This is a genomic window from Mesorhizobium sp. HAY1-8B, from assembly GCF_056868045.1.
This window is the reverse complement of sequence record NZ_CP200321.1, coordinates 6138490-6161154: the sequence shown is the minus strand read 5'-3', so window position 1 is coordinate 6161154 and position 22665 is coordinate 6138490. Positions and strand designations below refer to the sequence as shown.

At 61.7% G+C, this 22665-nt stretch carries 23 protein-coding genes and 1 tRNA gene; 17 read left to right on the top strand and 7 right to left on the bottom strand.

Features of this window, described 5'->3' with window-relative positions; genetic code table 11:
• Positions 1–52 precede the first annotated feature (52 nt).
• Complete coding sequence (locus tag AC1VON_RS29570) at positions 53–499, top strand: YcgN family cysteine cluster protein (RefSeq protein ID WP_483125802.1); 447 nt, start codon at positions 53–55, stop codon at positions 497–499.
• A gap of 208 nt (positions 500–707) precedes the next feature.
• Positions 708–1064, top strand: coding sequence for a hypothetical protein (locus AC1VON_RS29565; RefSeq protein ID WP_172349122.1), 357 nt, complete (start codon positions 708–710; stop codon positions 1062–1064).
• Between the two features lie 156 nt (positions 1065–1220).
• On the opposite strand, the gene AC1VON_RS29560 is transcribed toward AC1VON_RS29565, so the two are convergent.
• Positions 1221–1931, bottom strand: a complete 711-nt coding sequence (locus AC1VON_RS29560) for an SIMPL domain-containing protein (RefSeq protein ID WP_172349123.1) — start codon at positions 1929–1931, stop codon at positions 1221–1223.
• 132 nt (positions 1932–2063) lie between these two features.
• On the opposite strand from AC1VON_RS29560, the gene AC1VON_RS29555 reads away from it, so the two are divergent.
• The 7 genes from AC1VON_RS29555 to AC1VON_RS29525 all read left to right on the top strand — a co-directional run bounded on the left by AC1VON_RS29555 (position 2064) and on the right by AC1VON_RS29525 (position 9076).
• Positions 2064–2139 (top strand) — tRNA-Ile (locus tag AC1VON_RS29555).
• Between the two features lie 844 nt (positions 2140–2983).
• Positions 2984–4093 (top strand): ABC transporter ATP-binding protein, encoded by a 1110-nt coding sequence (locus AC1VON_RS29550; RefSeq protein WP_483125801.1) that lies wholly within the window; start codon positions 2984–2986, stop codon positions 4091–4093.
• Between the two features lie 16 nt (positions 4094–4109).
• Positions 4110–5438 carry an ABC transporter substrate-binding protein gene (locus AC1VON_RS29545; RefSeq protein WP_483125800.1) on the top strand — a complete coding sequence of 443 codons (1329 nt, stop codon included), beginning with the start codon at positions 4110–4112 and terminating at the stop codon, positions 5436–5438.
• Positions 5439–5638: 200 nt separating this feature from the next.
• On the top strand, positions 5639–6490 hold the full coding sequence (locus AC1VON_RS29540; RefSeq protein WP_413813938.1) for a carbohydrate ABC transporter permease: 852 nt from the start codon (positions 5639–5641) through the stop codon (positions 6488–6490).
• Between the two features lie 10 nt (positions 6491–6500).
• Positions 6501–7385, top strand: a complete 885-nt coding sequence (locus tag AC1VON_RS29535; RefSeq protein ID WP_445299316.1) for a carbohydrate ABC transporter permease — start codon at positions 6501–6503, stop codon at positions 7383–7385.
• Positions 7386–7547: 162 nt separating this feature from the next.
• On the top strand, positions 7548–8618 hold the full coding sequence (locus AC1VON_RS29530; protein ID WP_172349129.1) for a tartrate dehydrogenase: 1071 nt from the start codon (positions 7548–7550) through the stop codon (positions 8616–8618).
• A 56-nt stretch (positions 8619–8674) separates the two neighbouring features.
• A complete protein-coding gene (locus AC1VON_RS29525; protein ID WP_483125799.1) occupies positions 8675–9076 on the top strand; it encodes a LysR substrate-binding domain-containing protein in 402 nt (133 codons plus the stop codon).
• Positions 9077–9239: 163 nt separating this feature from the next.
• Here the strand turns inward: AC1VON_RS29525 and AC1VON_RS29520 are convergent, their stop codons facing one another.
• Positions 9240–9641 carry a hypothetical protein gene (locus AC1VON_RS29520; RefSeq protein ID WP_172349131.1) on the bottom strand — a complete coding sequence of 134 codons (402 nt, stop codon included), beginning with the start codon at positions 9639–9641 and terminating at the stop codon, positions 9240–9242.
• A gap of 207 nt (positions 9642–9848) precedes the next feature.
• Between AC1VON_RS29520 and AC1VON_RS29515 the strand changes: the two genes are divergently transcribed.
• Together AC1VON_RS29515 and AC1VON_RS29510 are read left to right on the top strand one after the other, a co-directional pair.
• Positions 9849–10280 carry an ion channel gene (locus AC1VON_RS29515; RefSeq protein ID WP_172349132.1) on the top strand — a complete coding sequence of 144 codons (432 nt, stop codon included), beginning with the start codon at positions 9849–9851 and terminating at the stop codon, positions 10278–10280.
• Positions 10281–10326: 46 nt separating this feature from the next.
• Positions 10327–10389 carry a DUF2274 domain-containing protein gene (locus AC1VON_RS29510; RefSeq protein WP_246741017.1) on the top strand — a complete coding sequence of 21 codons (63 nt, stop codon included), beginning with the start codon at positions 10327–10329 and terminating at the stop codon, positions 10387–10389.
• A 358-nt stretch (positions 10390–10747) separates the two neighbouring features.
• Here the strand turns inward: AC1VON_RS29510 and AC1VON_RS29505 are convergent, their stop codons facing one another.
• The 4 genes from AC1VON_RS29505 to AC1VON_RS29490 all read right to left on the bottom strand — a co-directional run bounded on the left by AC1VON_RS29505 (position 10748) and on the right by AC1VON_RS29490 (position 14667).
• Entirely contained in the window at positions 10748–11947 is a 1200-nt protein-coding gene (locus AC1VON_RS29505) for a mandelate racemase/muconate lactonizing enzyme family protein (RefSeq protein WP_483125798.1), read from the bottom strand.
• A gap of 101 nt (positions 11948–12048) precedes the next feature.
• Positions 12049–13092 (bottom strand): L-idonate 5-dehydrogenase, encoded by a 1044-nt coding sequence (locus AC1VON_RS29500; protein WP_483125797.1) that lies wholly within the window; start codon positions 13090–13092, stop codon positions 12049–12051.
• 22 nt (positions 13093–13114) lie between these two features.
• Positions 13115–13888, bottom strand: coding sequence for an SDR family oxidoreductase (locus tag AC1VON_RS29495; RefSeq protein ID WP_172349135.1), 774 nt, complete (start codon positions 13886–13888; stop codon positions 13115–13117).
• Between the two features lie 53 nt (positions 13889–13941).
• Complete coding sequence (locus tag AC1VON_RS29490; protein ID WP_483125796.1) at positions 13942–14667, bottom strand: FadR/GntR family transcriptional regulator; 726 nt, start codon at positions 14665–14667, stop codon at positions 13942–13944.
• 159 nt (positions 14668–14826) lie between these two features.
• On the opposite strand from AC1VON_RS29490, the gene AC1VON_RS29485 reads away from it, so the two are divergent.
• The 6 genes from AC1VON_RS29485 to AC1VON_RS29460 all read left to right on the top strand — a co-directional run bounded on the left by AC1VON_RS29485 (position 14827) and on the right by AC1VON_RS29460 (position 21582).
• Positions 14827–15774: an ABC transporter permease gene (locus AC1VON_RS29485; RefSeq protein WP_172349137.1), complete on the top strand. Its 948-nt coding sequence runs from the start codon at positions 14827–14829 to the stop codon at positions 15772–15774.
• Positions 15775–15795: 21 nt separating this feature from the next.
• Positions 15796–16875 carry an ABC transporter substrate-binding protein gene (locus AC1VON_RS29480; protein WP_172349138.1) on the top strand — a complete coding sequence of 360 codons (1080 nt, stop codon included), beginning with the start codon at positions 15796–15798 and terminating at the stop codon, positions 16873–16875.
• A gap of 65 nt (positions 16876–16940) precedes the next feature.
• Positions 16941–19487: an ATP-binding cassette domain-containing protein gene (locus AC1VON_RS29475; protein WP_483125795.1), complete on the top strand. Its 2547-nt coding sequence runs from the start codon at positions 16941–16943 to the stop codon at positions 19485–19487.
• A complete protein-coding gene (locus AC1VON_RS29470) occupies positions 19484–20374 on the top strand; it encodes an SMP-30/gluconolactonase/LRE family protein (protein WP_206681908.1) in 891 nt (296 codons plus the stop codon). The genes AC1VON_RS29475 and AC1VON_RS29470 overlap by 4 nt, the downstream gene beginning before the upstream one ends.
• A 34-nt stretch (positions 20375–20408) precedes the next feature.
• Positions 20409–20819, top strand: a complete 411-nt coding sequence (locus AC1VON_RS29465; RefSeq protein WP_483125794.1) for an enolase-like domain-containing protein — start codon at positions 20409–20411, stop codon at positions 20817–20819.
• Positions 20820–20832: 13 nt separating this feature from the next.
• Complete coding sequence (locus AC1VON_RS29460; protein WP_483125793.1) at positions 20833–21582, top strand: enolase C-terminal domain-like protein; 750 nt, start codon at positions 20833–20835, stop codon at positions 21580–21582.
• A gap of 406 nt (positions 21583–21988) precedes the next feature.
• Here AC1VON_RS29460 and AC1VON_RS29455 read toward each other — a convergent pair whose 3' ends face one another.
• Positions 21989–22462, bottom strand: a complete 474-nt coding sequence (locus AC1VON_RS29455; RefSeq protein ID WP_172349141.1) for an MgtC/SapB family protein — start codon at positions 22460–22462, stop codon at positions 21989–21991.
• Positions 22463–22665: the final 203 nt, after the last annotated feature.

Genomic DNA, 22665 nt, shown 5'->3' with positions numbered 1-22665 from the left:
TCCAGTCCTTACCGCGCTTGACCTCGGCGGCGGCCGGGGCCACATCCGCGAGATGGAAACGCCATTCTGGAAAACAAAGACGCTGGAAGCGATGAGCCCGGCCGAGTGGGAATCGCTGTGCGACGGCTGCGGCAAATGCTGCCTGTCGAAGCTCGAGGACGAGGATACGGCCGAAATCTATTGGACAAGTGTCGGCTGCCGGCTGTTCGATGCGCAGAGCTGTCGCTGCGCCGACTATTCCAACCGGCTGGCGCGCGTTCCTGATTGCGTCGGCCTGACGCCGCAGAATGTGCGCACCATCAGCTGGCTGCCCAGCACCTGCGCCTACCGGCTGGTGGCCGAGGGCCGCGACCTCTATTGGTGGCACCGGCTGGTGTCGGGCAGTGCCGAGACCGTGCACGAAGCCGGTATCTCGATGCGCGGCCGGGTCAAGGCGAGCGAGACCGAACTGACCGAGCCCGGGGATTATTTTGACTATATACTCGACGACGAGCCTTGAGGCTGAGGCTGGTGGCCGCCAGCCGCCAGGAATCGGGGCAGGGTATTGGGGTCATATTGTTATTGTTCGAAGACCGGCGGAGGTTTTCTGACCGCCACATGAACCGCAGATGAACGGCGAGTTCGTAAATAGTTCAGACAGGCCAGTGCATTGTCCCGCCATCGGTTTCACGAGGACGGGCGCAAGCCCGCAACAAGGAGAGAGAAGCATGTACACCAAGATCAAGACGGCAGCCCTTTCGGCGCTGGTCGGCCTCGGCACGCTGGCCGCCATTCCCGCCCATGCCGACAGCCTCTATCTCGGCTTCGGCAACAACCAGGATCCGCGCTTCGGCGTCTACGCCGGTGATGACGGTTATCGCCACCGCCGTGACGAGCGCCGCGACGACTGGCGCCGTGGCTGCTCGCCCGACCGCGCCCTCGACAAGGCCGAGCGCATGGGGCTGCGCCGTGCCCGCATCGTCGACGCCAACCGCCGCGTGGTGAAGGTGATGGGCCGCCAGTATGGCGATCGCGTCGTCATCGTCTTCGCCAATGAGCGCGGCTGCCCGGTCATCAACCGCTGAAGCCTCTCGATGGCGGAGCCCCTGTCCGATCGGACGGGCGCGGCTCGAAAAACCCCGCGGGAGCGATCCCGCGGGGTTTTTCCTTGCATTGTATCGGCTGCAGGTCATCCGTCGCCGGCACTGCCGGCGACGGATGACCGTTGCGTCGGCCAGCTGTTATTTCAGCTCGAAGGTGACGGTCACCTGGACATTGTAGGCGTTTTCGCCGGCTTGGGTCGGCACCGCCGACCGGGCCGCGTCGAATGCCTTGGCGTTGATCGCCATCGGCGCCGGAGCGATGTTCTGATCGGAGATTTCCAGCACCCGGCCGATGCTGACGCCGGCAGCCTCGGCCAGCGTCTTGGCCTTGGCGATGGCATTGGCAACCGCCTTCTTGCGGGCTTCGGTTATGGTGGCATCAGGATTGTCGTTGGTGAAGGAGATGCCGCCGCCCTGGTTGACGCCCAGAGACACCGCCTTGTCGAGGATCTCGCCCGTCTTGTCGATGTCGCGCACGCGTACCGCCAGCGTGTTGGTGACCTGGTAGGCAACGAGCTCGGCCTCCTGGCTGCCGTCGGGCTTGTTGGTGAAGTTGTAGCGCGGATTGATCTGGATGCCGGCGGTCTGCAGGTCGCGATCCTTGATGCCGGCCGCCTTCATCGCCGCGATCACGGCGGCCATGGCGTCGTTGTTGGCATCGAGCGCCGCGCGCGCCGTCTTGGCCTCGCGCATCACGCTGAGCGACAGCAACGCCAGGTCGGGAGGGGTGGTCGCTTCGCCTTCGCCCGATACGATGATGCGGGCGGGCGTCGGCGAATCGGCGGCTCCAGCCATCGACGGAAAAGCGATTGCAGCGGCGAGCGCGAGGGGCAAAAGATGTCTGGTCATGAAAATCTCCGTGGTATGCGATGGTCGCAAGCGTCGCGTAGAGCGCGATTATGGGTTGATTTGGGCGATCAGCGAAAGCCCGTCGCGAAAGCCTTGTGCCGCGATGCGAAAAACATTAATCCAGCCGGCGTGGGGCCTGTAGCTCAATGGTTAGAGCCGGCGGCTCATAACCGCTTGGTTGGGGGTTCGAGTCCCTCCGGGCCCACCATGACCATTGATTTTATTACGGAAAAGTGCCTCGGCCCAAAACGTCATGGGCCCATTATGGGCCCATGAAAAAGGCGGCCAGAAAGCCGCCTTTCAATTCGGTTCTGTTTCGTTCGCTCATTTGGTGACTCGCAGCGGCATCTTTTGCCGCATAGCATCGCGTTTTGCTTCTCGGGAGCCCAAAGGCGTTCTTAAGTACCGCCCCGCCGTTCGACCGATCCAGCGGCGCCAATGCCTGGGCGAGCTTATCGACGATTGGAGTGAACATCTCGCGGCCGCCATGGCGGTTGCGGTTCTTTTTTGCCGGAAGTCGAAGGCTTCGATTACCTCGATCGAACCATCAAACAGTTCGACTTCCTCGACTACCAGATGCTCCCAATCGAGCGCAGCGACATCCCCACGCCGGTTGCCTAGCCAGAAGCCAAGCGCATAGCAGGTACGTGCGGCAGATCCGATCGGGTGGCGTGCCTGGAACTTTTCGCGGATCGCAATTGGCCAAGCCGGGTTGGCCGTGGATTTGGGTATGGGACACGGATGGACAGTGACGGGTGGTTCTGCGGTTTGATCCATTTCTCGACATGGATCGCTACCCACAGCAGCGCATCTGGCACCACAAAGATGCCTAGGGTGGAGATTGCTGCCCAATCCAAGATCACCCGGATGCCCGGATGCGCGGCGTTGTCCCGGGGCGGTAGAACCCGCGGTTCGAGTAAAGCTTTACAGCCCGGGCTGGTAGCGCTACCGTTTCCGCGTCGCGTGAGCAAGGGAGGGGGCCAGGGCTATCGCGGATCAGACACGAAGCGGTTTCCTTTACGACGTCGCAGGAAGCATTCGGGAGGAAATCGATGGCGTCTGTCGCAATTGGCGAAGTCTATAAATCATTCGGGACCATCGAGATTCTCCACGGCGTGAGCGTGGACATAGAAGACGGTGAGTTCGTCACGCTGGTCGGGCCGTCTGGCTGCGGAAAATCTACCCTTCTCAGGATGATCGCGGGCCTCGAAAAGATTTCGCGCGGCCAGATCGCCATTGGTGAGCGTGTTGTCAACAACGTTGCGCCCAAAGAACGCGACGTCGCCATGGTCTTCCAGAACTACGCGCTCTACCCGCACATGACCGTCGCCGAGAACATGGCGTTCTCGCTGATGCTCAAAGGTGTTTCCAAGTCAGAGAGCGATGTCGGCGTGCGCCGCGCCGCCGAAATCCTCGGACTGGTGCCGTTGCTGGCGCGCTATCCTCGGCAGCTTTCCGGCGGGCAGCGCCAGCGCGTCGCCATGGGTCGGGCGATCGTGCGCGATCCGGCGGTCTTCCTCTTCGACGAGCCGCTGTCCAACCTGGACGCCAAGCTCAGAGTACAGATGCGCGCCGAGATCAAGGAACTGCACCAGCGCCTGAAGACCACGACGGTCTATGTCACCCACGATCAGATCGAAGCCATGACCATGGCCGACAAGATCGTGGTCATGCACGACGGCATCGTCGAGCAGATCGGGCCGCCGCTGGAACTCTATGACCGGCCAAACAATCTCTTTGTTGCCAGCTTCATCGGCTCGCCGGCCATGAACTTGCTCAGGGGCGAAATCGCCACGGATGGCTCGCCGTCCTTTCGCGGCGCCGGGGGGATTTCGGTCCCGCTGGCCTCGGCACTTTCCATCGGCAATGGCGAGCCGGTGGTGCTGGGAATACGGCCAGAGCATTTGCGGCTGTCCGACCACCAGGGCATTCCGGTCACCGTCGCGGTGGTCGAGCCGACAGGGTCCGAAGTGCAGCTCATCGGCCGGACAGCCGGCGGCGAAGAGATCGTCGCGAATTTCCGGGAACGCCATTCCTTCACGCCGGGCGAAATCATCCGGCTTACAGCCGATCCCGGCCTCATTCATCTCTTTCACGGCGAAACCGGACAGCGATTGGAAAACGCGCACCAGACAGTAAGAACCACACGGCGAGGGCAATAAACAGGAGGAGACGAGCATGAAGTTCACCAGACGCGATGTGATCCGCACCACCGCCGGGGTGGCGGCGGCGGGAGCCTTGGGAAGCCGGTTCGCCGGCTCTTCCGCCTATGCCCAAGAGGGGTTGAAATACAAACCGGAGGACGGCGCCAAGCTCAGGCTGCTGCGATGGTCGCCCTTCGTGCAGGGCGACGAGGATCAATGGCTGGCCAACACCAAGCGGTTCACCGAAGCGACCGGTGTCCAAGTCCGCATCGACAAGGAAAGCTGGGAAGACATCCGCCCGAAGGCGGCGGTTGCCGCCAATGTCGGCTCCGGCCCGGATCTGATGTTCGTCTGGTTCGACGACCCGCACCAGTATCCCGACAAGTTGCATGACGTGACAGAGCTGGGAGAGTATCTGGGCTCGAAATATGGTGGCTGGCACGAGGGACCAAAGCAATACGCGACACGCGGGGGCAAATTCCTCGGCCTGCCTCTGGCCACCATCGGCAATGCCATCGTCTATCGCGAAAGCTGGGTGAAGGAGGCCGGCTTCTCGGAGTTTCCGAAGGACACTGCAGGCTTGCTCGAGCTTTGCAAGGCATTGAAGGCGAAGGGGCACCCGGCCGGCTTCACGCACGGCCATGGCGTCGGCGACGGCAACAACTACGCCCACTGGCTGCTGTGGAGCCACGGCGGCCAGATGGTCGACGAGAGCGGCAAGGTGACGATCAACAGCCCCGAGACCCTCAAAGCGATCGAATACGCGCAGGAGCTCTACAAGACCTTCATTCCGGGCACCGAAAGCTGGCTCGACGTGAACAACAACCGTGCCTTCCTGGCCGGCGAGCTGAGCGTCATCGCCAACGGCATTTCCGCCTACAACACGGCCAAGATCAACAAGGACAAGGATCCAAAACTGGCTGAAATGGCCAAGGACATCCGCACCACCAACCTGCCGATCGGGCCGGTCGGAAAATCCGTCGAGCTATTCCAGGTGACCACGGCGGTCATCTTCGACTACACGCCTTACCCCAACGCGGCCAAGGCCTATCTACAGTTCATGTTCGAGGATCCGCAAATGCCGGCCTGGATCACTTCCTCGGCCGGTTACTGCTGCCAGACGCTCAAGGCCTTCGACAACAATCCGGTGTGGACGGCCGATCCGAACAATGCCGCCTACGCCAAGGCCTCGGCGACGCTGCGTCCCAATGGCTATGCCGGGCCGCTCGGCTATGCCTCGGCGGCGACCATGGCCGACTATGTGCTGGTCGACATGTTCGCCAAGGCCGTGACAGGTCAGGCCACACCTCAGGAGGCGATGGAAGAGGCGGAGAAGCGCGCAAATCGCTATTATCGCGTCTGAGCGGAGCTTGGCCGGGCAGCCACGACCGTGCTGCCCGGCTGGCTTCGGACAGCGTCAGGGCCGTTCCGGCCAATCAATAAGACCTCAACAGGAGCCGACCCATGGCCGTGCCGTCAGCTGCCATTCAGACGCGTCCTTCGATCCTGTCGCGGACCCTGTCGCGCTGGGGCGAAAGCCGCAATGCGCTTGGCTTCGGTTTCATGCTGCCGGCGGCGGCGCTGCTGCTGGTCTTCCTCACCTATCCGCTCGGTCTTGGCGTATGGCTTGGCTTCACCGATGCTCGCATCGGCCGCCCCGGCATCTTCATCGGCCTCGAGAACTACGAATACCTTTGGAGCGACGCCGTCTTCTGGCTCTCCGTCTTCAACACCTTGCTCTACACGATCAGCGCCTCGATCCTAAAATTCGCGCTCGGCCTCTGGCTGGCGCTCATTCTCAATCAAAACCTGCCCTTCAAATCGTTCTTCCGCGCGATCGTCCTGCTGCCGTGGGTGGTGCCAACGGTGCTGTCGGCCATCGCCTTCTGGTGGATCTACGATGCGCAGTTCTCGATCCTGTCATGGGCGCTGCAGCAGATGGGCCTTATCGACCATCGCATCAATTTCCTTGGCGATCCGACGAACGCTCGGGCGTCGGTGATCGCCGCCAATGTCTGGCGCGGCATTCCCTTCGTGGCGATCACACTGCTTGCCGGCCTGCAGACGATTCCGCAGTCGCTCTACGAGGCCGCGACGCTTGACGGTGCCAGCCGCTGGCAATTGTTCCGCTACGTGACGTTGCCGCTGCTCACCCCCATCATCGCCATCACCATGACCTTTTCGGTGCTCTTCACCTTCACCGATTTCCAGCTGATCTATGTGCTCACCCGCGGCGGGCCTGTGAACGCCACCCATCTGATGGCGACGCTGTCGTTTCAGCGCGGCATTTCCGGCGGCCAGCTTGGCGAGGGCGCCGCAATCGCCGTTGCCATGATTCCATTCCTGCTTGCGGCAATCCTGTTCAGCTATTTCGGCCTGCAGCGCCGCAAATGGCAGCAGGGTGGCGGAGACTGACATGGCCGCGATCGAAACGAGCACTCGTGCGGATACAGACGAAGGCGGCATGGGCTACCTTCAGAGTCTGCCGCGCCGCGTTGTGACCGTCTATGTGCCGCTACTGGTATTCGTCATCGTGCTGTTGTTCCCGTTCTACTGGATGACGATCACGGCGGTGAAACCCAATCTCGAGATGACGGATTATGCAAATTTCAACCCATTCTGGGTCGTGCATCCGACGCTTGAGCATATCCGCTATCTTCTCTTCGAGACGTCGTACCCCGGCTGGCTGCTCAACACGATCATCATCTCGACCGCCGCCACGTTCCTGTCGCTGCTTGCGTCGGTGTTTGCGGCCTATGCGATCGAACGCTTGAGGTTTTCCGGCGCGCGCCAGGTCGGTCTGGCGGTCTTCCTGGCCTATCTGGTACCGCCCTCGATCCTGTTCATTCCACTGTCGGTGATGGTGTTCAACCTTGGCCTTTACGACACGCCGTTCGCTCTGATCCTTACCTACCCGACCTTTCTCATCCCGTTCTGCACGTGGCTGTTGATGGGCTACTTCCGCTCGATACCGTTCGAGCTGGAAGAATGCGCCCTGATTGATGGGGCGAGCCGCTGGCAGATCCTCACCAAGATCGTGCTGCCACTGTCGGTGCCGGGCCTGATTTCCGCGGGCATCTTCGCATTCACCCTGTCGTGGAACGAATTCATCTACGCCTTGACCTTCATCCAGTCCTCCGAGAACAAGACCGTTCCAGTCGGCGTGCTTACCGAGCTGGTGCGCTCGGACGTCTATGAATGGGGAGCCTTGATGGCGGGCGCACTGATCGGCTCCCTGCCGGTGGTGGTGCTTTATTCATTCTTTGTCGAACACTACGTTTCCTCGATGACAGGGGCAGTGAAGGAGTAAGGCTTTTGCTACAGGCGCCTTCCAAGTCGCCCCGCGGGCCTGGCCTCCTTTTTAGGGCAAATATACAATTCCTCTTTTTAGGGAACTTACTCGGCCTCATGGGGGCCCAATACCGAAGGAATGGCTGGCGCTATCGTCGTTGCCCTCGAAGAGGAGCCTGGAATGGCCTCGCATAAGATCGCTGTCATTGGTGGTGACGGTATTGGACCGGAGGTCATCGAGGCCGGGGTGAAGGTGCTCGAAGCCTTGACGGTTGCCGAACCGGATCTTGCCTTCGATTTCAAGCGCTTCGACTGGGGTTCAAATTACTATCGCGGCAACGGCCGCATGATGCCGCAGGATGGCCTCGATCAGATTAAGGGCTTCGATGCGATCTATTTCGGCTCAGTGGGCGACCCGAATGTCCCCGACGATATCACACTTTGGGGGCTACGCCTTGCCATCTGCCAAGGGTTCGACCAGTACGCCAATGTGCGGCCGACGCGCCTCTTGCCTGGACTGACCGGTCCGCTGCGGCCCGACCTCGGCAAGCAGATCGACTGGGTAATCGTCCGCGAAAACACCGAAGGCGAATATGCCGGCGTTGGCGGTCGCGCCCATCGCGGCCTGCCGATAGAGGTCGGCATGGATGTAGCCGTCTTTACCCGAACCGGGATCGAACGGATCGCCCGCTTTGCCTGTGACCTTGCTCTGTCGCGCCCCCGAAAGCTACTGACCGTCGTCACAAAATCTAATGCACAGCGTCACGGCATGGTGCTCTGGGACGAAGTCGTTCGCGAGGTGGTTCGCGACTACCCCGGTCTGACTGTCGACTGGATGCTAGTCGATGCCATGACCCAGCGAATGGTCAACAGGCCCGGCAGCATCGATACGGTTTTAGCGACCAACCTCCATGCCGACATCCTCTCGGATCTGGCTGCTGCGCTTGGAGGTTCTCTTGGCGTTGGCGCAACATCGAACATCGATCCGTCTTGCCGGCATCCGTCCATGTTCGAACCCATCCACGGTTCGGCGTTCGACATCGCCGGCAAGGGCGTGGCCAATCCGCTTGGATCGTTCTGGACAGCAAGCCTCATGCTTGACTATCTCGGGGAGGCGGCTGCAGCGCGTCGCCTTATGGTGGCGATCGAAATCGTCACCGACCGCGGAGAGTTTCTGAGCCCGGATCTTGGCGGTGCTGCCAGCACGGCAGAGGTTACGGCCGCCGTGATCGGGGCACTTCGCGCCAACTAGCTAAAGCGCGCGGGGATAGGGCACTGTCACGGACTGCACGTCACGGATCGGTTCAAGTGTATCCAGACATCAGGCTCACCATTGAGGATGTCCAAGCCAGGCAGAGACTGGCCACCCTACGCCGCGGGCGTTTCGCCATCTTTCTCACGCACGACATCGGGGCCGACAAGAACTGCAGCGCCGAGGTGTTTTGGCAGGAGCGTCTTTTCGTGCTCCTCCCGACCGCCCATTCACGTGTGGAGAAGCCGATGCTCGAATGGTGTGACCTTGCGGATATGCGTCTGCTCGTTCCGGTTGGGCTGGAAGGACCGTCGCTGGATCTGTGCCTGCTCGAACACATTTCAGCGGATGGCGGCCCGGCCCTGCAGACATGTCGTGCCAACCAGGCAACGGTCATCTTCAAGGTGCAAATCGGAACGAATTGCGGACACCAGCCACCGGCTACAGGGGTTCTGTAGCGATAACTGGCTGTAGGAGGTCAGCTGCCATGCATGCTGGCATCGATCGTCGGAGCATCTCATTCCCGGCGGCCACGACCTGTCGCAACTTCGACGAGCTATAGCCGAGGGCGCAAAACGTGTGTCACGGATGATCAGGAGCGGTGTCGGATGGCTGATGCGGTCAAAATGCCTGGGTCGTTCCGTCTTCAAAGCTCGCGGAATGGACGCAGGTGCTCACCGAAACATCAGAGTGGTTCATGCCGACCAACTGGCGCCATCGAGCATTGTTCGATTTGGTCGTTTGCTTTGTCCAACTGCCGGGATTGATTTGCAAATGCCTGTCGATCTTGGTGGAGGAAATTACGCCGCCTCTTTTGTCGATGAAGTAAATTCTGCCTATGGCACTCTTCATCGGTTCGGCTTGGCCTTGCAAGCCGACCGTGATCCGGTACGACCCGGGCGCCGGGCTTGTTACCGACCAACTCGGGGCGGTAACCGCCAGCCGGCTTCCTTCACAGGGTAGCGCCAGTGCGGCAGTGGACTGAAAAGCAATTGCGAACGCGAAGATTAGCTGTTTCGTCAAGCCTATTCTCCGGAATGCCAAGACACATGGCCCATTTGGCCGCCTCAGGTCTTCATCATCATTGCGACAATTTCAGGGTACGGCGATCGGTCTAATCGCGCGCCGGCGAGGCCAGGGATTCTCGCCTTTTTAAGGTCCACTTGCACGCGATCATGCCTTCGCCAGGGCCATACCAGATGGGCGAAGCGTCGCTAGCGAGATAATTCCATGAACATGCTAATTGCCATCACATTGACGTTCGCCGCGGTCATTGGGTCGTCGTCTTTGCACTACGAAGCAATCCAGCGCCTCGACAAATTGGCACGCAAGTCCACTGGCGCTTACCCTGCACTGCTCTTCGTCATCTGCGGCCTGGTCGGGCTTCATCTTCTCGAGATTGGCATCTACGCCGCCATATTTCATCTGGCGGACCAGACACTTTCCCTAGGTGATTTCGGCGGAAAGGCCTTCCCGTCAAGCATGGACTATTTTTACTATGCCGCCGAGGCCTACGCCTCGCTCGGCTACAACAACGTGATACCCATTGGCGAAATGCGGCTCATCACGTCCATCACACCACTGAACGGCCTGCTCCTTTTGACCTGGTCAGGCTCGTTTCTTTTTTCGCTCGTGGAGGATTGGCGCGGGAAGAGCAAATAAGCTCCGAAGCTCATTTGAGATCAATCCATCGCGCCTGATCGCGCCGATGCTGGAACGGTTTATCGCAACGGATCGCGGCTTTGCCAAAGCAAAGAAGGGGGAGGCCTAGATCGGATTCCAGTGGCCCACGACACCACCTCGTGGACAATCGATCGTTTTGTCGGTCTCCGCATCGACGCAAAGGAGGATGCAAGAGGCGACCTGACTCTTCGTTCGCTTTTTCACTAGCGAAACTTGAGATTGAAACGCTGTTGAACGCGTCAAAAAGTTGACGTTCAGCCTGCTGTATGTTCGCTAGTTGTACTCGAGAAGTCGCATAATTGGCAGTCTGTAACTGGCTGCGCGATTCGACCGCCCGATACGACAAGCTCGCGAGAAACTCCCTTGCTGGAAGCCTCTCGCAGCCGAAATAACCTGGTGGCTCAATTGAGTCCGGGCCCGAGCCTAGGGCACGATGGGAATTACCCCTACATCTGCGAAAGGCGCGTTGAGAGATCGGGGCGCTCAAAGACGGCAGGCTGCAACTCCGTGCCGAGCCCTGGTCCCTCCATGGGCAGAACGTGACCGTCGACGACACGTGGCAGCTCCGTGACCAGTTCATTGTACCAGCCGGTATAGAAGGCACGCACCGATTCCTGGATAAGCGTGTTGGGTTGCGAGAAGGACGAGTGGACTGCCGCCACATACGCCACCGGTCCCGTGCAGTCGTGCGGCGCATAGGGACGGTGATAGGTATCGGCCAGTGCCGCGATCTTGCGGCCTTCGGTGAGCCCGCCCGTCCACACCAGATCCGTCATGACAATGCCGATCGCGCCCGCCTCCAGCATATCCTTGTAGGGGAAGCGCGATCCCAGCGTCTCAGAGGCGCAGATGGGCACCGAGGTGTGCGCCGCAAGCTCGGAAAGCGCCGAGGTCGAGTTCATGCGGATCGGGTCCTCGTACCAGGTTGGTTGGAAGGCTTCCAGTTCGCGTGCGATGCGCTTGATGCTGGGCAGGTTCCATAGGCAATGGAACTCGACCATGATCTGTATCCTGTCGCCTACCCGCTTGCGAATCTTCTCGAACGGCGAAAGAGCGGTGCGAAGCTGCGCTGCCGTGATGAAGCGCCCATCGTTCTCCACCGCGGCGGGATCGAAGGGCCATATCTTCATTGCTGTGATGCCGCTTTCCAGCAGGTTTTCGGCCAATGCGCCGGCGTCGGTCATGAAGGCGACCAGGTCTTCGTAAGGCCCGTCCGACGCTCCCATGTTCCAGGTGTCCACGGGCTTGATGCGGTTCGAACGCACATAGCCGTAGCCCGCACAGGTGTTGTAGACGGGGATGCGCTTGTGGCAGGCGCCGCCCAGCATCTGGTGGACAGGAAGGTCGCAGACCTTGCCGAATATGTCCCACAGCGCCAGATCGATCGCGGAAGCAGCCCTGTATTCCGCGCCGGTGGATGATTGCGCCAGCGGCAGGTTCACCAGTTCGCGCGAGAGCGCCTCGATGTGAAGGGGGTCGCGGCCAAGCAGTCGGCTGGACAATACCTCGTGGATATGGGCCTCCACGGCGCCGGCGCCGTAGAAGGTCTCGCCGAGCCCAGTGATGCCGGCATCGGTCTCGAGTTGGACCCAGAGCACATTGGCGAACTCTTGCAGCCTCAAGGTGCGGATTGCGGTGATCTTCATGGACTTGGAGGCTCCATCGGTCGGTCTTCGCCGCACGCCGGCGGCCCTGAGTGGATGAATCACCGGCGATCGAGCATCGTCTCCCGGTCTTCCGGTTAGTGCTACACGTCCTGACCGAAGCTGATCTGGACCTTTGTCGCCTTCGATTTGTCGTTCGCAAGCGCAAAGGCCTCCAGCACCCGGTCGAGCGGAAAAACGGCGCTGAGCAGTGGCCTGACGTCGATTTGCCGGCTGTTGATGAAAGCGACGGCCTCCTCGAACTCCGCATCGAAGCGGAAACTGCCGCGAAGGTCGACCTCGCGCGTCACGATCAGGTTGAGGGGAAGCCCGACATCGCCTCCCAGACCAAGCTGCACCAATATGCCGCGCGGACGCAGGTGAGGGAGCGCGCCGCGCTGGACCGATGCGCTTCCAGAGGCTTCGAAATGGACGTGGAACGCGCCGTTCCGCCCGGCGAGGTCGGCAAGCGACTCAGGTTCCTCCGCCACGTTCAGGATATGATCGGCCCCGAGTTTTTGCGCGAGAGCAAGGGCGGAGTCGTGGATGTCGGTCGCGACGATCCCGGCCGCGCCGGCATGGCGGGCGGCCATGATGGTTAGAATGCCGATCGGGCCGCAGCCGGTGACCAGCACCTTGCGTCCTTCCAGCGGTCCCGCCCGCCTGACGGCGTGCAGGCACACGGCAAGCGGCTCGGCCATCGCGGCCTCGCCCAACGACACGCCCTCGGCGACGGGAAAGACCTGATCCCGATCGACACAAAGCATTTCACGGAACCCGCCCTGGATATGAGGGAAGCGCATGGCGCTGCCCATGAAGCGCATATTGATGCAGTGGTTGCGCAGACCGGCCCGGCAATTCTCGCAATCACCGCAGGGCCGGCTGGGATTGATCGCTACGCGTGTTCCTGGTGTGATGCCGGAGACGCCGGAGCCAACAGCCGCGATCGTGCCGGCGATCTCATGACCGAGGATCATCGGTTCGCGCAGACGGATCGAATCCGTTCCACCGTGATTGAAGTAATGCAGGTCCGAACCGCAGATTCCGCCTCTCGATATCCGGACCTGAACCTCACCTGGTCCAGGTTCGGTATTGGTGATTTCCTCGATCCGAAGATCGAGAGGAGCATGGACGACGACACCGAGCATTTTGGTTCCCTGAAGTGTTCGGCTAGAGGACGGCAAGCATGCCGCCATCGACATAGATGATCTGGCCGTTGACGTAGTCCGAGGCGGCCGATGCCAGGAAGATTGCGGTTCCCACCAGATCCTTTGGCAGGCCCCATCGGCCCGAAGGTGTGCGACCCTTGACCCAGGCATCGAACTTGGCGTCGGACGTCAACGCCTTGTTCATTTCGGTATCGATGTAGCCCGGGCCGATCGCATTGGCCTGGATGCCGTGCGCCGCCCATTCGGCCGCCATCGAGCGGGTGAGCATCTTGATGCCGCCCTTCGCTGCCGTGTAGGGGGCGACGGTGGCCCGCGCCACCTCGCTGGTCAGCGAACCTATGTTGATGATCTTGCCGCCGCCACCCCTTGCAATCATGCGGCGGGCGGCCTCGCGACCTATGATGAAGGCGCTGGTGAGATTGGTCTCCAGCACCCGCCGCCAATCGGCGCTTTCCAGCTCAAGCATCGGCCGGCGAAACTGGACGCCGGCATTGTTGACCAGGATATCGATGGCGCGACCCTCGTCGTCGAGGCGCCCGAACGCGCCCTTGATCGCCTCTTCATCGCATACGTCGAACACACTGAAGTGAACTTGTCCCGCGCGCTCGCCGAAGCTCTCGGCCGCCTGCGTGAGCCTGTCTGGATCACGCCCGTTGAGAACAATCTCGGCGCCGGCTTCCGCCAGACCGCGGGCCATGGCCAGGCCGAGTCCGCCGGATGACCCAGTCACCAGCGCGGTCTTGCCCGTCAGGTCAAAGTAGGGGATTGCACCCATGCTCAACTCGATTTCGATGCGGCAGTATTCAAGGGTTGGAACCGTGCCCGGGATCAAATGACTCCGGCGGTGAGAAGGGCGCGGACGGTGAGATCGAAATGGTCCGCCATCGCCTTTTCGGCCGCCCTTGCGTCACCCTTCCGAATGGCAACGGCGATTGTGCCATGGCCTTCGATGCTGCCCATGCGCTCGGCGTCGGTCGGGCGGGCGGCCCAACCGATCGCCCAATTCTGCCGCGTGACGGAAGCGAAGGATGTGACCAGCAAGGCGAAAAGGGGGTTGCGCGACGCGCGCGCCACGGCAGCGTGGAAAGAGATATCGAGTTCCATCACGTCTCCTGTCGCGGCAAAGCTCCGCTTCATCCCGTCTGCGATCGCACAAATCTCGTCAGCCTCCTGGTCGGTGCGCCGCAATGATGCGAGGGCGGCCGTCCTGAGTTCGATCGTGCGGCGCACGTCGAATATCTGCTGGACGGAAAGCTGGTTGGTATAGACGCAATGGTCGATCATGCGGCCGATGGCGGAACCGTCCGCGGGTGCCACGCGCGCGCGCCGGCCGTTGCCGACATCGATCAGCCGCAACGCAGCCAGACTTCTGAATGCTTCGCGGGCGACCGCGCGTGAGGCGCCTGCTTCGACGGCGAACGCCAACTCGCTGGGGAGCGGGGAGCCGGGCGCAAGTGCGTTGGTGCGAATATGGTCAACCACTCTGTCCGCTACGGTGTCGACGAGCGACTGCGGAGTATCGCCAGTTTCAGGTATTTTTGTCATCACAGTCATTTCGCCCCTTATCGCTTCAACCTATATGATAGGTCAAGCAATTTTTGCATGAATCTTAAGCCAAACCTGTTTACATTTATGATGGGTGCGTGATACAGCGCATGCCAGTTTTGGAGGAAGCATCGTGCACGACCCGATGACAACAGGGAAGTTCGCATAATGAGCCAGGCGCTTGGCATGATGCGTCGCTATCCGGTCTGGGTCGCGGTGATCCTGCTTTACGCCGTGGCGGGTTTCTTCTCGCCCGCCATGCTGAAACCTGAGCAGATCCTCAACATCCTTCAGGTCACGGCCTTCCTTGGGCTCGTCGCGTCGGGTCAGACCCTTGCCCTGCTCGTCGGCGGCATCGATCTCTCGGTCGCGGGTGTCGTCACCATGACCAACATACTCGCGACCAGCATGATGATGGGCCAGAACGAGCGCATTCCGCTGGCGCTGGCCTGTTGCCTGGCGCTTGGATTGGGGGTCGGCGTGATCAACGGGATTCTGATCGCAGTCCTTCGCATGGCGCCCATCATCGCCACCCTGGCCATGAACGCCATCCTGTTCGGCGCGGCCCTCGTCTATACCGGCGGTGCGCCGTACGGAACCTCCGCGCCGGCCTTTAATGTGGTTGGTCAGGGCTCGCTTTTCGGCCTTCCGGCGAGCGCCCTGTGCTGGCTGGCCATAACGATTGCGCTGGCCTGGATCATGCGACGCACGACGCTCGGCCGGTGGATTTACGCGGTCGGCGCCAACGAGACGGCGGCGCGCTTCATGGGGGTGCCGGCGCGCAGCGTGCTGGTCATCGCCTATGCGCTCTCAGCCATGCTGGCCGTGCTCGGCGGCCTTCTGCTCACGGCCTATATCGGCAATCCGAGCCTCGGCATCGGCAACCAGTTCCTGCTGACCTCGGTCGTCGCCGTCGTTGTCGGAGGAACAGCCCTTACGGGTGGCATTGGAAGCGTCCTTGCCACCGTCGCCGGCGCGCTGTTCGTAACTGAACTCAACAGCTTCACCAACATCGCCCAGGTATCCACGGGCGCCCAATACGTCATCCAGGGCGTTCTCATCGCCCTGAGCGTGATCGTCTACCGGCTAATCGGCGCGAGTGCCGATGAACGGTGAAATTCCAGAAGGAGGAGAGCAATGACAGAACATACTATCGACCGCCGCAAACTGCTGACGTTGGGCGCAGGGGCCGCCATCGGTTCCTTCGCACTCACCCGTGGGGCCTTGGCCGACGTGATCAGCAACGCCAAGATCGAAGGCTCGGCCGACATGGCCAAGGGCGCGCAAAAGTCGGGCAAGATGCGTATCGGCTTCTCGAACGGCTTCTCGGGAAACACCTGGCGTACGCAGAACCTTGCTTCCATGCAGACCGAGGCTGCCGCCAACAAGGACAAATACGACCTGATCACGGTCGACGGCCAGGGTGATATCACCAAGCAGGTCAATGACATCGAGGACTTGATCGCGCAGAACGTCGATGCCCTGCTTGTCATACCGAACTCGGGCACGGCGGTTGTTCCAGCACTGAGGAAAGCAACCAGGGCCGGTATCGTCACAATTCCCTTCAATCTGCCGGTCGAAGGAGACAACTGGACTGCTTTCATCGGCACAGATCCGAAGAAGAAGGGCGCAACCACGGGCAAATTCCTGAACGATGCGCTGGGCGGCAAGGGCAAGATCGTCGCCCTCGGCGGCCTGCCTGGCAACTCCTACACGGCCGAGTGCTGGGCAGGCGCGCAGACTCAGTTCGGTTCCGGCATCGAGGTGCTCGCCTTCAAGGATGCATCCTGGCAAGAAGACAAGGCCAAGGTGGTCATGGCGGACCTGATCGCCGCTTATCCGCAGATCGACGGCATCTGGTGCGATGGCGGGCAAGATGCGGCAGGGGGGCTCAAGGCGCTCATGGCGGCGAACCGTCCGCTGGTGCCCGCCACGGGTGACGACTACAACGGGCTTCTCAAGCTCTATGACGCGCAGAAGGCGGCCAATCCGAAGTTCAAGATCGGCTGCGTCTCCGAGCCGTCATGGGAAGGCGTCGTTGCGCTGCGCACGGCAATGAAGCTGCTTTCCGGTCAGGACGTACCCAAGCGCCAGATCATCAGCCCGGTCCTTATGGATGACAGCAACTACAGCCAGTTCATCAAAAAGGATCTGCCCGACGGGGTGTTCGTCGATACGCTGCTGACGGACGATGAACTGAAGAAGCTCTTCAGCTGAGGGCTGGAAGAACCGACCGGCGGGCCGCGCCAGGATGCGGCCCGCCCTTGCCTGAAAGACACCGAATGCAGCATGACCCGGCGGTTGGAACGGAAATCTACGCGCTAGAACTGAGAGGCATCGACAAGAGCTTTGTCGGCGTCAAGGCGCTGAAAGGCGCTTCGTTCGCATGCCGTCCAGGCGAGGTCCATGCGCTGATGGGAGAGAACGGCGCCGGCAAGTCGACCCTCATGCGCGTCATCGCCGGCGTCTGGAAACCTGATGCGGGAACGATCCTCGTCCAGGGGCGCGAGGTGCACATCACCGGACCGCGCCATTCCCAGGGTCTCGGCATCGCGATGGTCTACCAGGACACGCGCCTGGTTCCCGATCTCGACGTAGCGCAGAACATCTGGCTCGGACGCGAGCCCGGTGGGGCGATCACTGTCGATCGTCAGGCCATGGAGGAGGGTGCGCGCACTATCCTCGGTCGTCTTGGCGTTACCTTGCCGATGAATCGCCTGGTCAGGGATCTTGAGGTCGCCGAACGTCAGATCGTGGAGATCGCGCGGGCATTGACGGGCGATCCTTCTGTCCTGATCCTCGACGAGCCGACCTCGGCCCTCGACGCGGCTGAAATCGAACGCCTGTTCTCGATTGTGACCGAGCTCAAGCGGCAGGGCACCGCAGTCATTTTCATTTCCCATAGATTGCCGGAAGTCTTCGCGATCGCCGATCGCATCACGGTTCTCAAGGACGGTGAACTCGTCGGGACGGTCGACCGCGAGGCAGTGGACCATGAGAAGCTCGTGGCGATGATGGTCGGGCGCGATCTCGCCCTGGCCTATCCACCGCGCGCGCAAGCCGTGGGCGCGGAGCGGCTCAAGGTCGAGTCGCTTTCGAGCCCCGGTCTCTTCAGCAACCTTTCCTTCGGTGTTCGCGCCGGAGAGATCGTCGGCTTAGGAGGCATCCAGGGCAATGGCCAGGCCGATGTGGCTCGCGCTCTTTTTGGCTTGGTTCCCTGCGCCGGCTCGGTGATGTTGGACGGCAACCAGGCGCGTTTCAAGGCGCCCGCGCACGCCATCAAGGCCGGCTTGGTCTATGTTCCCGGCGACAGGCATCGCGAGGGCCTGTTCATGCCGCACTCCATCCGCGAGAATCTGTCTGTTCCACACTTGGCGGAATGGGCTGGTCTTGGACGCATCCCCAGCGCCCGCGAGCGCCAGGAGACACGCGATGCAATGTCGCGTTTCGCGATCAAGGCGGCGTCGGGCGAGCAGGCTGTACGCACGCTATCGGGAGGCAACCAGCAGAAGGTCGTGCTCGGCCGATGGACCGTCGGCGATCCCAAGGTCTATGTCTTCGAGGATCCGACCCGCGGCGTGGACGTCGCCACCAAGCTCGAGATCTATCGGCGCATCCGCGCGCTGGCCGACGCCGGCGCGGCGGTCATCCTGGTCGCCTCCGACCTGCTGGAACTGATAGGGTTGAGCGACCGCATCCTCGTCTTCTCCAAGGGCCGGATCGTCGACGAGATCGCCGGCGCCGAAGCAACGGAGGAGCGTATCGTCGGCAGCGCCGTCGAGGCCGGGCAGACGCATGGCGATCCGCAGGCTGCGACGTCTCTGATCGGCGACGCGACAACTCCTTCGGCCGCGGCGAAAAGCGACTTGGCGGCCGGTTCTGCCCTGCTTTCGCGCTATATAGGTCCGCTGCTGCTGCTGGTCCTCATAGCATTGCTGGGCTTGGCGACGACCCGCTACTCCGATTTCTTCCTGACTTCGCGCAACCTGTCGAACATTGCCGCCCAGGTGGCGCCGCTGGCTCTCGTTGCGCTTGGGCAGTTCTGCGTGGTCGTGCTGGGCGGCATCGATTTGTCCGTCGGCCCCCTCATCAGTCTCGTCACGGCCATGGCCTCCTTCCTTGCCGCGACCGAAGGTGGTGCTGGAGTCGTGGCTGCCATCGGCGCTGCTCTGGCGGCCGGAGCGGGGACGGGCCTGGTCAACGCCCTAATGATCGTGCGGTTGAAAATCCCCGACCTCGTCGCGACGCTTGCCACGTACTCGGTCGTATTCGGTCTCGCTCTGATTGTCCGGCCCAGCCCCGGCGGGCTGGTGAGCGACGATTTCCTCGATTTCTTCGAGACCTCGCTTGGCCCGGTGCCGGCCGCGGCACTCGTGATCGTGCTTGTCTACATTGCTTTCGAATACTTGATGCTGCGGGGCCGCCTCGGCCAGCGGCTCTATGCCGTCGGATCGAGCAGCGAGGCAAGTCTGGCGGTGGGAATCCGGACATCCTGGATCCGCGCGGCCGCCTATGTCTTCTGCGGCATTTGCGCCGCCATAGCCGGTCTTATCGTGACCGCGCGCATCGGAAGCGGCGATCCACAGGCAGGATCGACCTTTACGCTCGCCTCGGTAACGGCTGTCGTGGTCGGCGGCGTCTCTGTGTTCGGCGGACGCGGCACGGCGATCGGGGTCCTGCTCGGCGCCGTGGCGGTCGGCGTGATGCAGAACGCGCTGAATCTGATGCAGGTTTCCGCCTACTACCAGTATATCTGGACGGGTGGCCTCACGTTGCTTGCGGTCGCAGGTTACTCGCTGCGGCTCTCGAGGAGGAGGAAGAGGTCATGACAATAGCGGCATTGGAGCGGGAGGTTTGCTGCGTCGTCGACTGCGCGAACAGGCTGGGCGAGGTGCCCGTGTGGGACGCCGCTGAACAGGCACTCTACTGGGTGGACATCGAAGGCTGCCTACTGCAGCGCTTTCATCCCGTCTCCGGCGAAACCCTGACATGGCGGCTGCCCGAGCGAGTCGCCTCACTGGCGCTGCGTGAGGCGGGAGGCATCGTGTTGGCGCTGGCCTCCGGCTTCGCCTTTTTCGACCCGAAGACCGGTGGCATTGAACGGCTCGCCGCCCCCGAGGCCGACAAGCCCGGCAATCGCTTCAATGACGGGAAGTGCGACCGGCGCGGCCGCTTCTGGGCCGGGACGATGGACGATACCCTCAAGAACCGTACGGGCGGCCTGTATCGTCTCGATCCTAATCTTTCCTGTACGAGGATGGAGGAAGGCATCGGTATCTCCAACAGCCTGGCCTGGAGCCCGGATGACCGGACATTCTACTTCGCCGATACACTGATCCGTACGATCTTCGCCTACGACTTCGACCTGGAAAGTGGGGCGATCGCCAATCGCCGTGTGTTCACGGATTGCGCGGGGCAACCAGGGAACCCAGACGGGTCGACGATCGACGAGCAAGGATTCCTGTGGAATGCGCAGTGGGACGGCTGGCGGCTGGTGCGTTACGCACCCGACGGTCGTGTCGACCGCATCGTCCCATTGCCCGTCCAGAAACCGACGAGCTGCATGTTCGGCGGCTCCGATCTCTCGACGCTTTACGTAACGTCCGCCATCTGGGATCTCTCGCCCGAGGCATTGAAGCAGCAGCCTCACGCCGGCGGCGTCCTTGCTCTCGATGTCGGCGTACGCGGCCTGCCCGAACCGCGCTTCGCGGGCTGACGTTGTCTCACTCCTTCCATCAGGTGCCACGGCCTTGAAGATAACTGCCATAACGACCCGCATCGTCAACGCAGAGATGCGCAACTGGGTCTTCGTCAAAGTCGAGACCGACCAGCCGGGGCTTTTCGGCTGGGGCGAGGCGACGCTGGAATGGAAGACGCGCGCCGTAGCCGGCGCGGTCGAAGATCTCTCGCCACTGATGATTGGGCACGATCCACGCGATATCGAGCAGGCCGTGAGGGTTATGAAGAAGCACAGCTTCTGGCGCCTTGGCGTAATCGGAATGAGCGCGATCTCCGGCATCGAGATGGCGCTGTGGGACATTGTGGGTAAGGACTTCGGCGTGCCGGTGTGGCGGCTGCTCGGCGGCAAGGTCCGCGATAAGGTGCTGGTCTATACCCATCTCGGCCTCGGCGACATGCGCGCCGTATACGAGAACTCTTGAGGAAGCGCCACTGGTGGAACGCGCAAGCGAGGTGGTGGGGATGGGCTACCGTGCTTTCAAGGCAGTCTTCATTCCCTATACGAACTACCATGCACCCCTGGCCGAGATCGACAAGGTCGCCCGCATGATGGAAGCAATGCGCAAGGCGACCGGCAACTCGGTCGAGATCATGGTGGATTTCCATGGCCGCCCGGCAAGCGCGGCGGCCTCGATCGCCTATATCGAGGCGCTGGCGCCCGGTCGCCCGATGTTCGTGGAAGAGCCCGTGCCGCCAGGCGAGACCGCTGCGCTAAAGACGGTCGCGCAAAGCGTTACGGTGCCGCTGGCGACCGGGGAACGCCTTGTCGACCGATCGGAATTCGTTGATCTGCTGAATGCCCGCGCGGTCGCTATCATCCAGCCGGACATCTGCCACTGCGGCGGTCTCGGCGAGGCCAAGAAGATCGCGGCGATGGCCGAGGCCTTTTCGGTGGGAGTGGCGCCGCACAATCCGCTCGGCCCGATCGCTGGCGCGGCCGCGCTGCATTTTGCGGTCTCGACGCCAAGCCACGTCATCCAGGAAGAGATGGTTGGCGCCGTTCCTTGGTATTTCGATGTGGTCCAGGGGCCCATTCGCCGTATCGATGGCTATTGGCAGGTTCCCGAGGCTCCCGGCCTCGGCATCGAGGTGGACGAGAAGGAATGCGCGAGGCACCCGTTCGCACCCGAAGTTCTGCACACACGTAACGCGGTTCTGGAAGATGGCACAGTCGTTGACTGGTAGGTCGTGCAACGTGCTGCCTTGAAATGTCCTCGCCCGCTGGACAAAACAGGGCTTACGAGGGGCACCGCATGGCGGCCAATGAGGGGATGGCGCGCCTGTATCGCGCGACAATCGGGCTGAGGCTAAGGCCGCCTTTACTTTCGACAGGGTCATGCGCGGCGACGAAGCATAACAGGACCTTCGTGCCACCAACGCTTCCCAGAAGCCCTTCAAGCGTGGCAGCTCCCCGACATCAGGGCAGAGGCGTCACGCCGAGAAGGTCGCGCAGTTCCCCGGCTTTTCTGCGGCGATCTCGCGGCTACGCATGCTGAAAGCTTGCGCTCGATCGCCGGCGGGACAAGGTTGCCACCGTTGATCAGGAATAGCGATGCTACGTCGACCCGCCCAATAACAAGTCGGTCCTATTTCAATCCTTTTTCCCCACTTGGACTAGCTGCAGGACCCCCAGCACGATCAGCGCCAGTACAGTTGCTAGCGTAGCAATCTGCCAGAACCCGAGCCCTACCGCTAAACCTATGGCTCCAGCCAGCCACATGCCCGCGCCAGTGGTAAGCCCCTGAACTTCTCCCTTCGAGAAGAAAATGATGCCGGCAGCCAGAAACGCCACTCCTGCGGTAGTGGCTTCGATCAGCCGGAGGGGATCAATCGCGACCTCCTGACCATCGAACACGTGAAGGTGGGTGATCTCGATTGCCAAGACGGCGATCAGGGCCGTGGCAACGCAAACAAGAATATGGGTCCTCAATCCGGCCGGCCGGTTACGCCATTCGCGTTCGGCACCTACAACCGCTCCCAAGAGCGCTGCAAGCAAAAGCCTGGCCGAAATTACGGAAAAGGGGAGCCAAGTCGTTTGCCCAAACCGCTCAATGAACTCGTCCATGAGGTCCAGAACGCAGTGTTGGCAGCTCGGTTCCCTCCCCACGTGCCAATCCAGAGGGAGACTGCTTTGTCCACACCACGCGACTATCATTCCCAACGATGACGGCGAGGACGTCGTCTCGAACATTGCCCAGATCGAGGGCGCGTCGGCGTTGGTCTGGGTTCAGGTCGAGCATGACGGCGGGCAGGGCAAGCTGCGGCTTG

Excerpts from the sequence above, each read along its gene's own strand:
- AC1VON_RS29570 (WP_483125802.1), top strand. The coding sequence starts at position 53 with ATGGAAACGCCATTCTGGAAAACAAAGACGCTGGAAGCGATGAGCCCG.
- AC1VON_RS29565 (WP_172349122.1), top strand. The coding sequence starts at position 708 with ATGTACACCAAGATCAAGACGGCAGCCCTTTCGGCGCTGGTCGGCCTC.
- AC1VON_RS29560 (WP_172349123.1), bottom strand. The coding sequence starts at position 1,931 with ATGACCAGACATCTTTTGCCCCTCGCGCTCGCCGCTGCAATCGCTTTT.
- AC1VON_RS29550 (WP_483125801.1), top strand. The coding sequence starts at position 2,984 with ATGGCGTCTGTCGCAATTGGCGAAGTCTATAAATCATTCGGGACCATC.
- AC1VON_RS29545 (WP_483125800.1), top strand. The coding sequence starts at position 4,110 with ATGAAGTTCACCAGACGCGATGTGATCCGCACCACCGCCGGGGTGGCG.
- AC1VON_RS29540 (WP_413813938.1), top strand. The coding sequence starts at position 5,639 with ATGCTGCCGGCGGCGGCGCTGCTGCTGGTCTTCCTCACCTATCCGCTC.
- AC1VON_RS29530 (WP_172349129.1), top strand. The coding sequence starts at position 7,548 with ATGGCCTCGCATAAGATCGCTGTCATTGGTGGTGACGGTATTGGACCG.
- AC1VON_RS29515 (WP_172349132.1), top strand. The coding sequence starts at position 9,849 with ATGAACATGCTAATTGCCATCACATTGACGTTCGCCGCGGTCATTGGG.
- AC1VON_RS29505 (WP_483125798.1), bottom strand. The coding sequence starts at position 11,947 with ATGAAGATCACCGCAATCCGCACCTTGAGGCTGCAAGAGTTCGCCAAT.
- AC1VON_RS29500 (WP_483125797.1), bottom strand. The coding sequence starts at position 13,092 with ATGCTCGGTGTCGTCGTCCATGCTCCTCTCGATCTTCGGATCGAGGAA.
- AC1VON_RS29495 (WP_172349135.1), bottom strand. The coding sequence starts at position 13,888 with ATGGGTGCAATCCCCTACTTTGACCTGACGGGCAAGACCGCGCTGGTG.
- AC1VON_RS29490 (WP_483125796.1), bottom strand. The coding sequence starts at position 14,667 with ATGACTGTGATGACAAAAATACCTGAAACTGGCGATACTCCGCAGTCG.
- AC1VON_RS29485 (WP_172349137.1), top strand. The coding sequence starts at position 14,827 with ATGAGCCAGGCGCTTGGCATGATGCGTCGCTATCCGGTCTGGGTCGCG.
- AC1VON_RS29480 (WP_172349138.1), top strand. The coding sequence starts at position 15,796 with ATGACAGAACATACTATCGACCGCCGCAAACTGCTGACGTTGGGCGCA.
- AC1VON_RS29475 (WP_483125795.1), top strand. The coding sequence starts at position 16,941 with ATGCAGCATGACCCGGCGGTTGGAACGGAAATCTACGCGCTAGAACTG.
- AC1VON_RS29470 (WP_206681908.1), top strand. The coding sequence starts at position 19,484 with ATGACAATAGCGGCATTGGAGCGGGAGGTTTGCTGCGTCGTCGACTGC.
- AC1VON_RS29455 (WP_172349141.1), bottom strand. The coding sequence starts at position 22,462 with ATGGACGAGTTCATTGAGCGGTTTGGGCAAACGACTTGGCTCCCCTTT.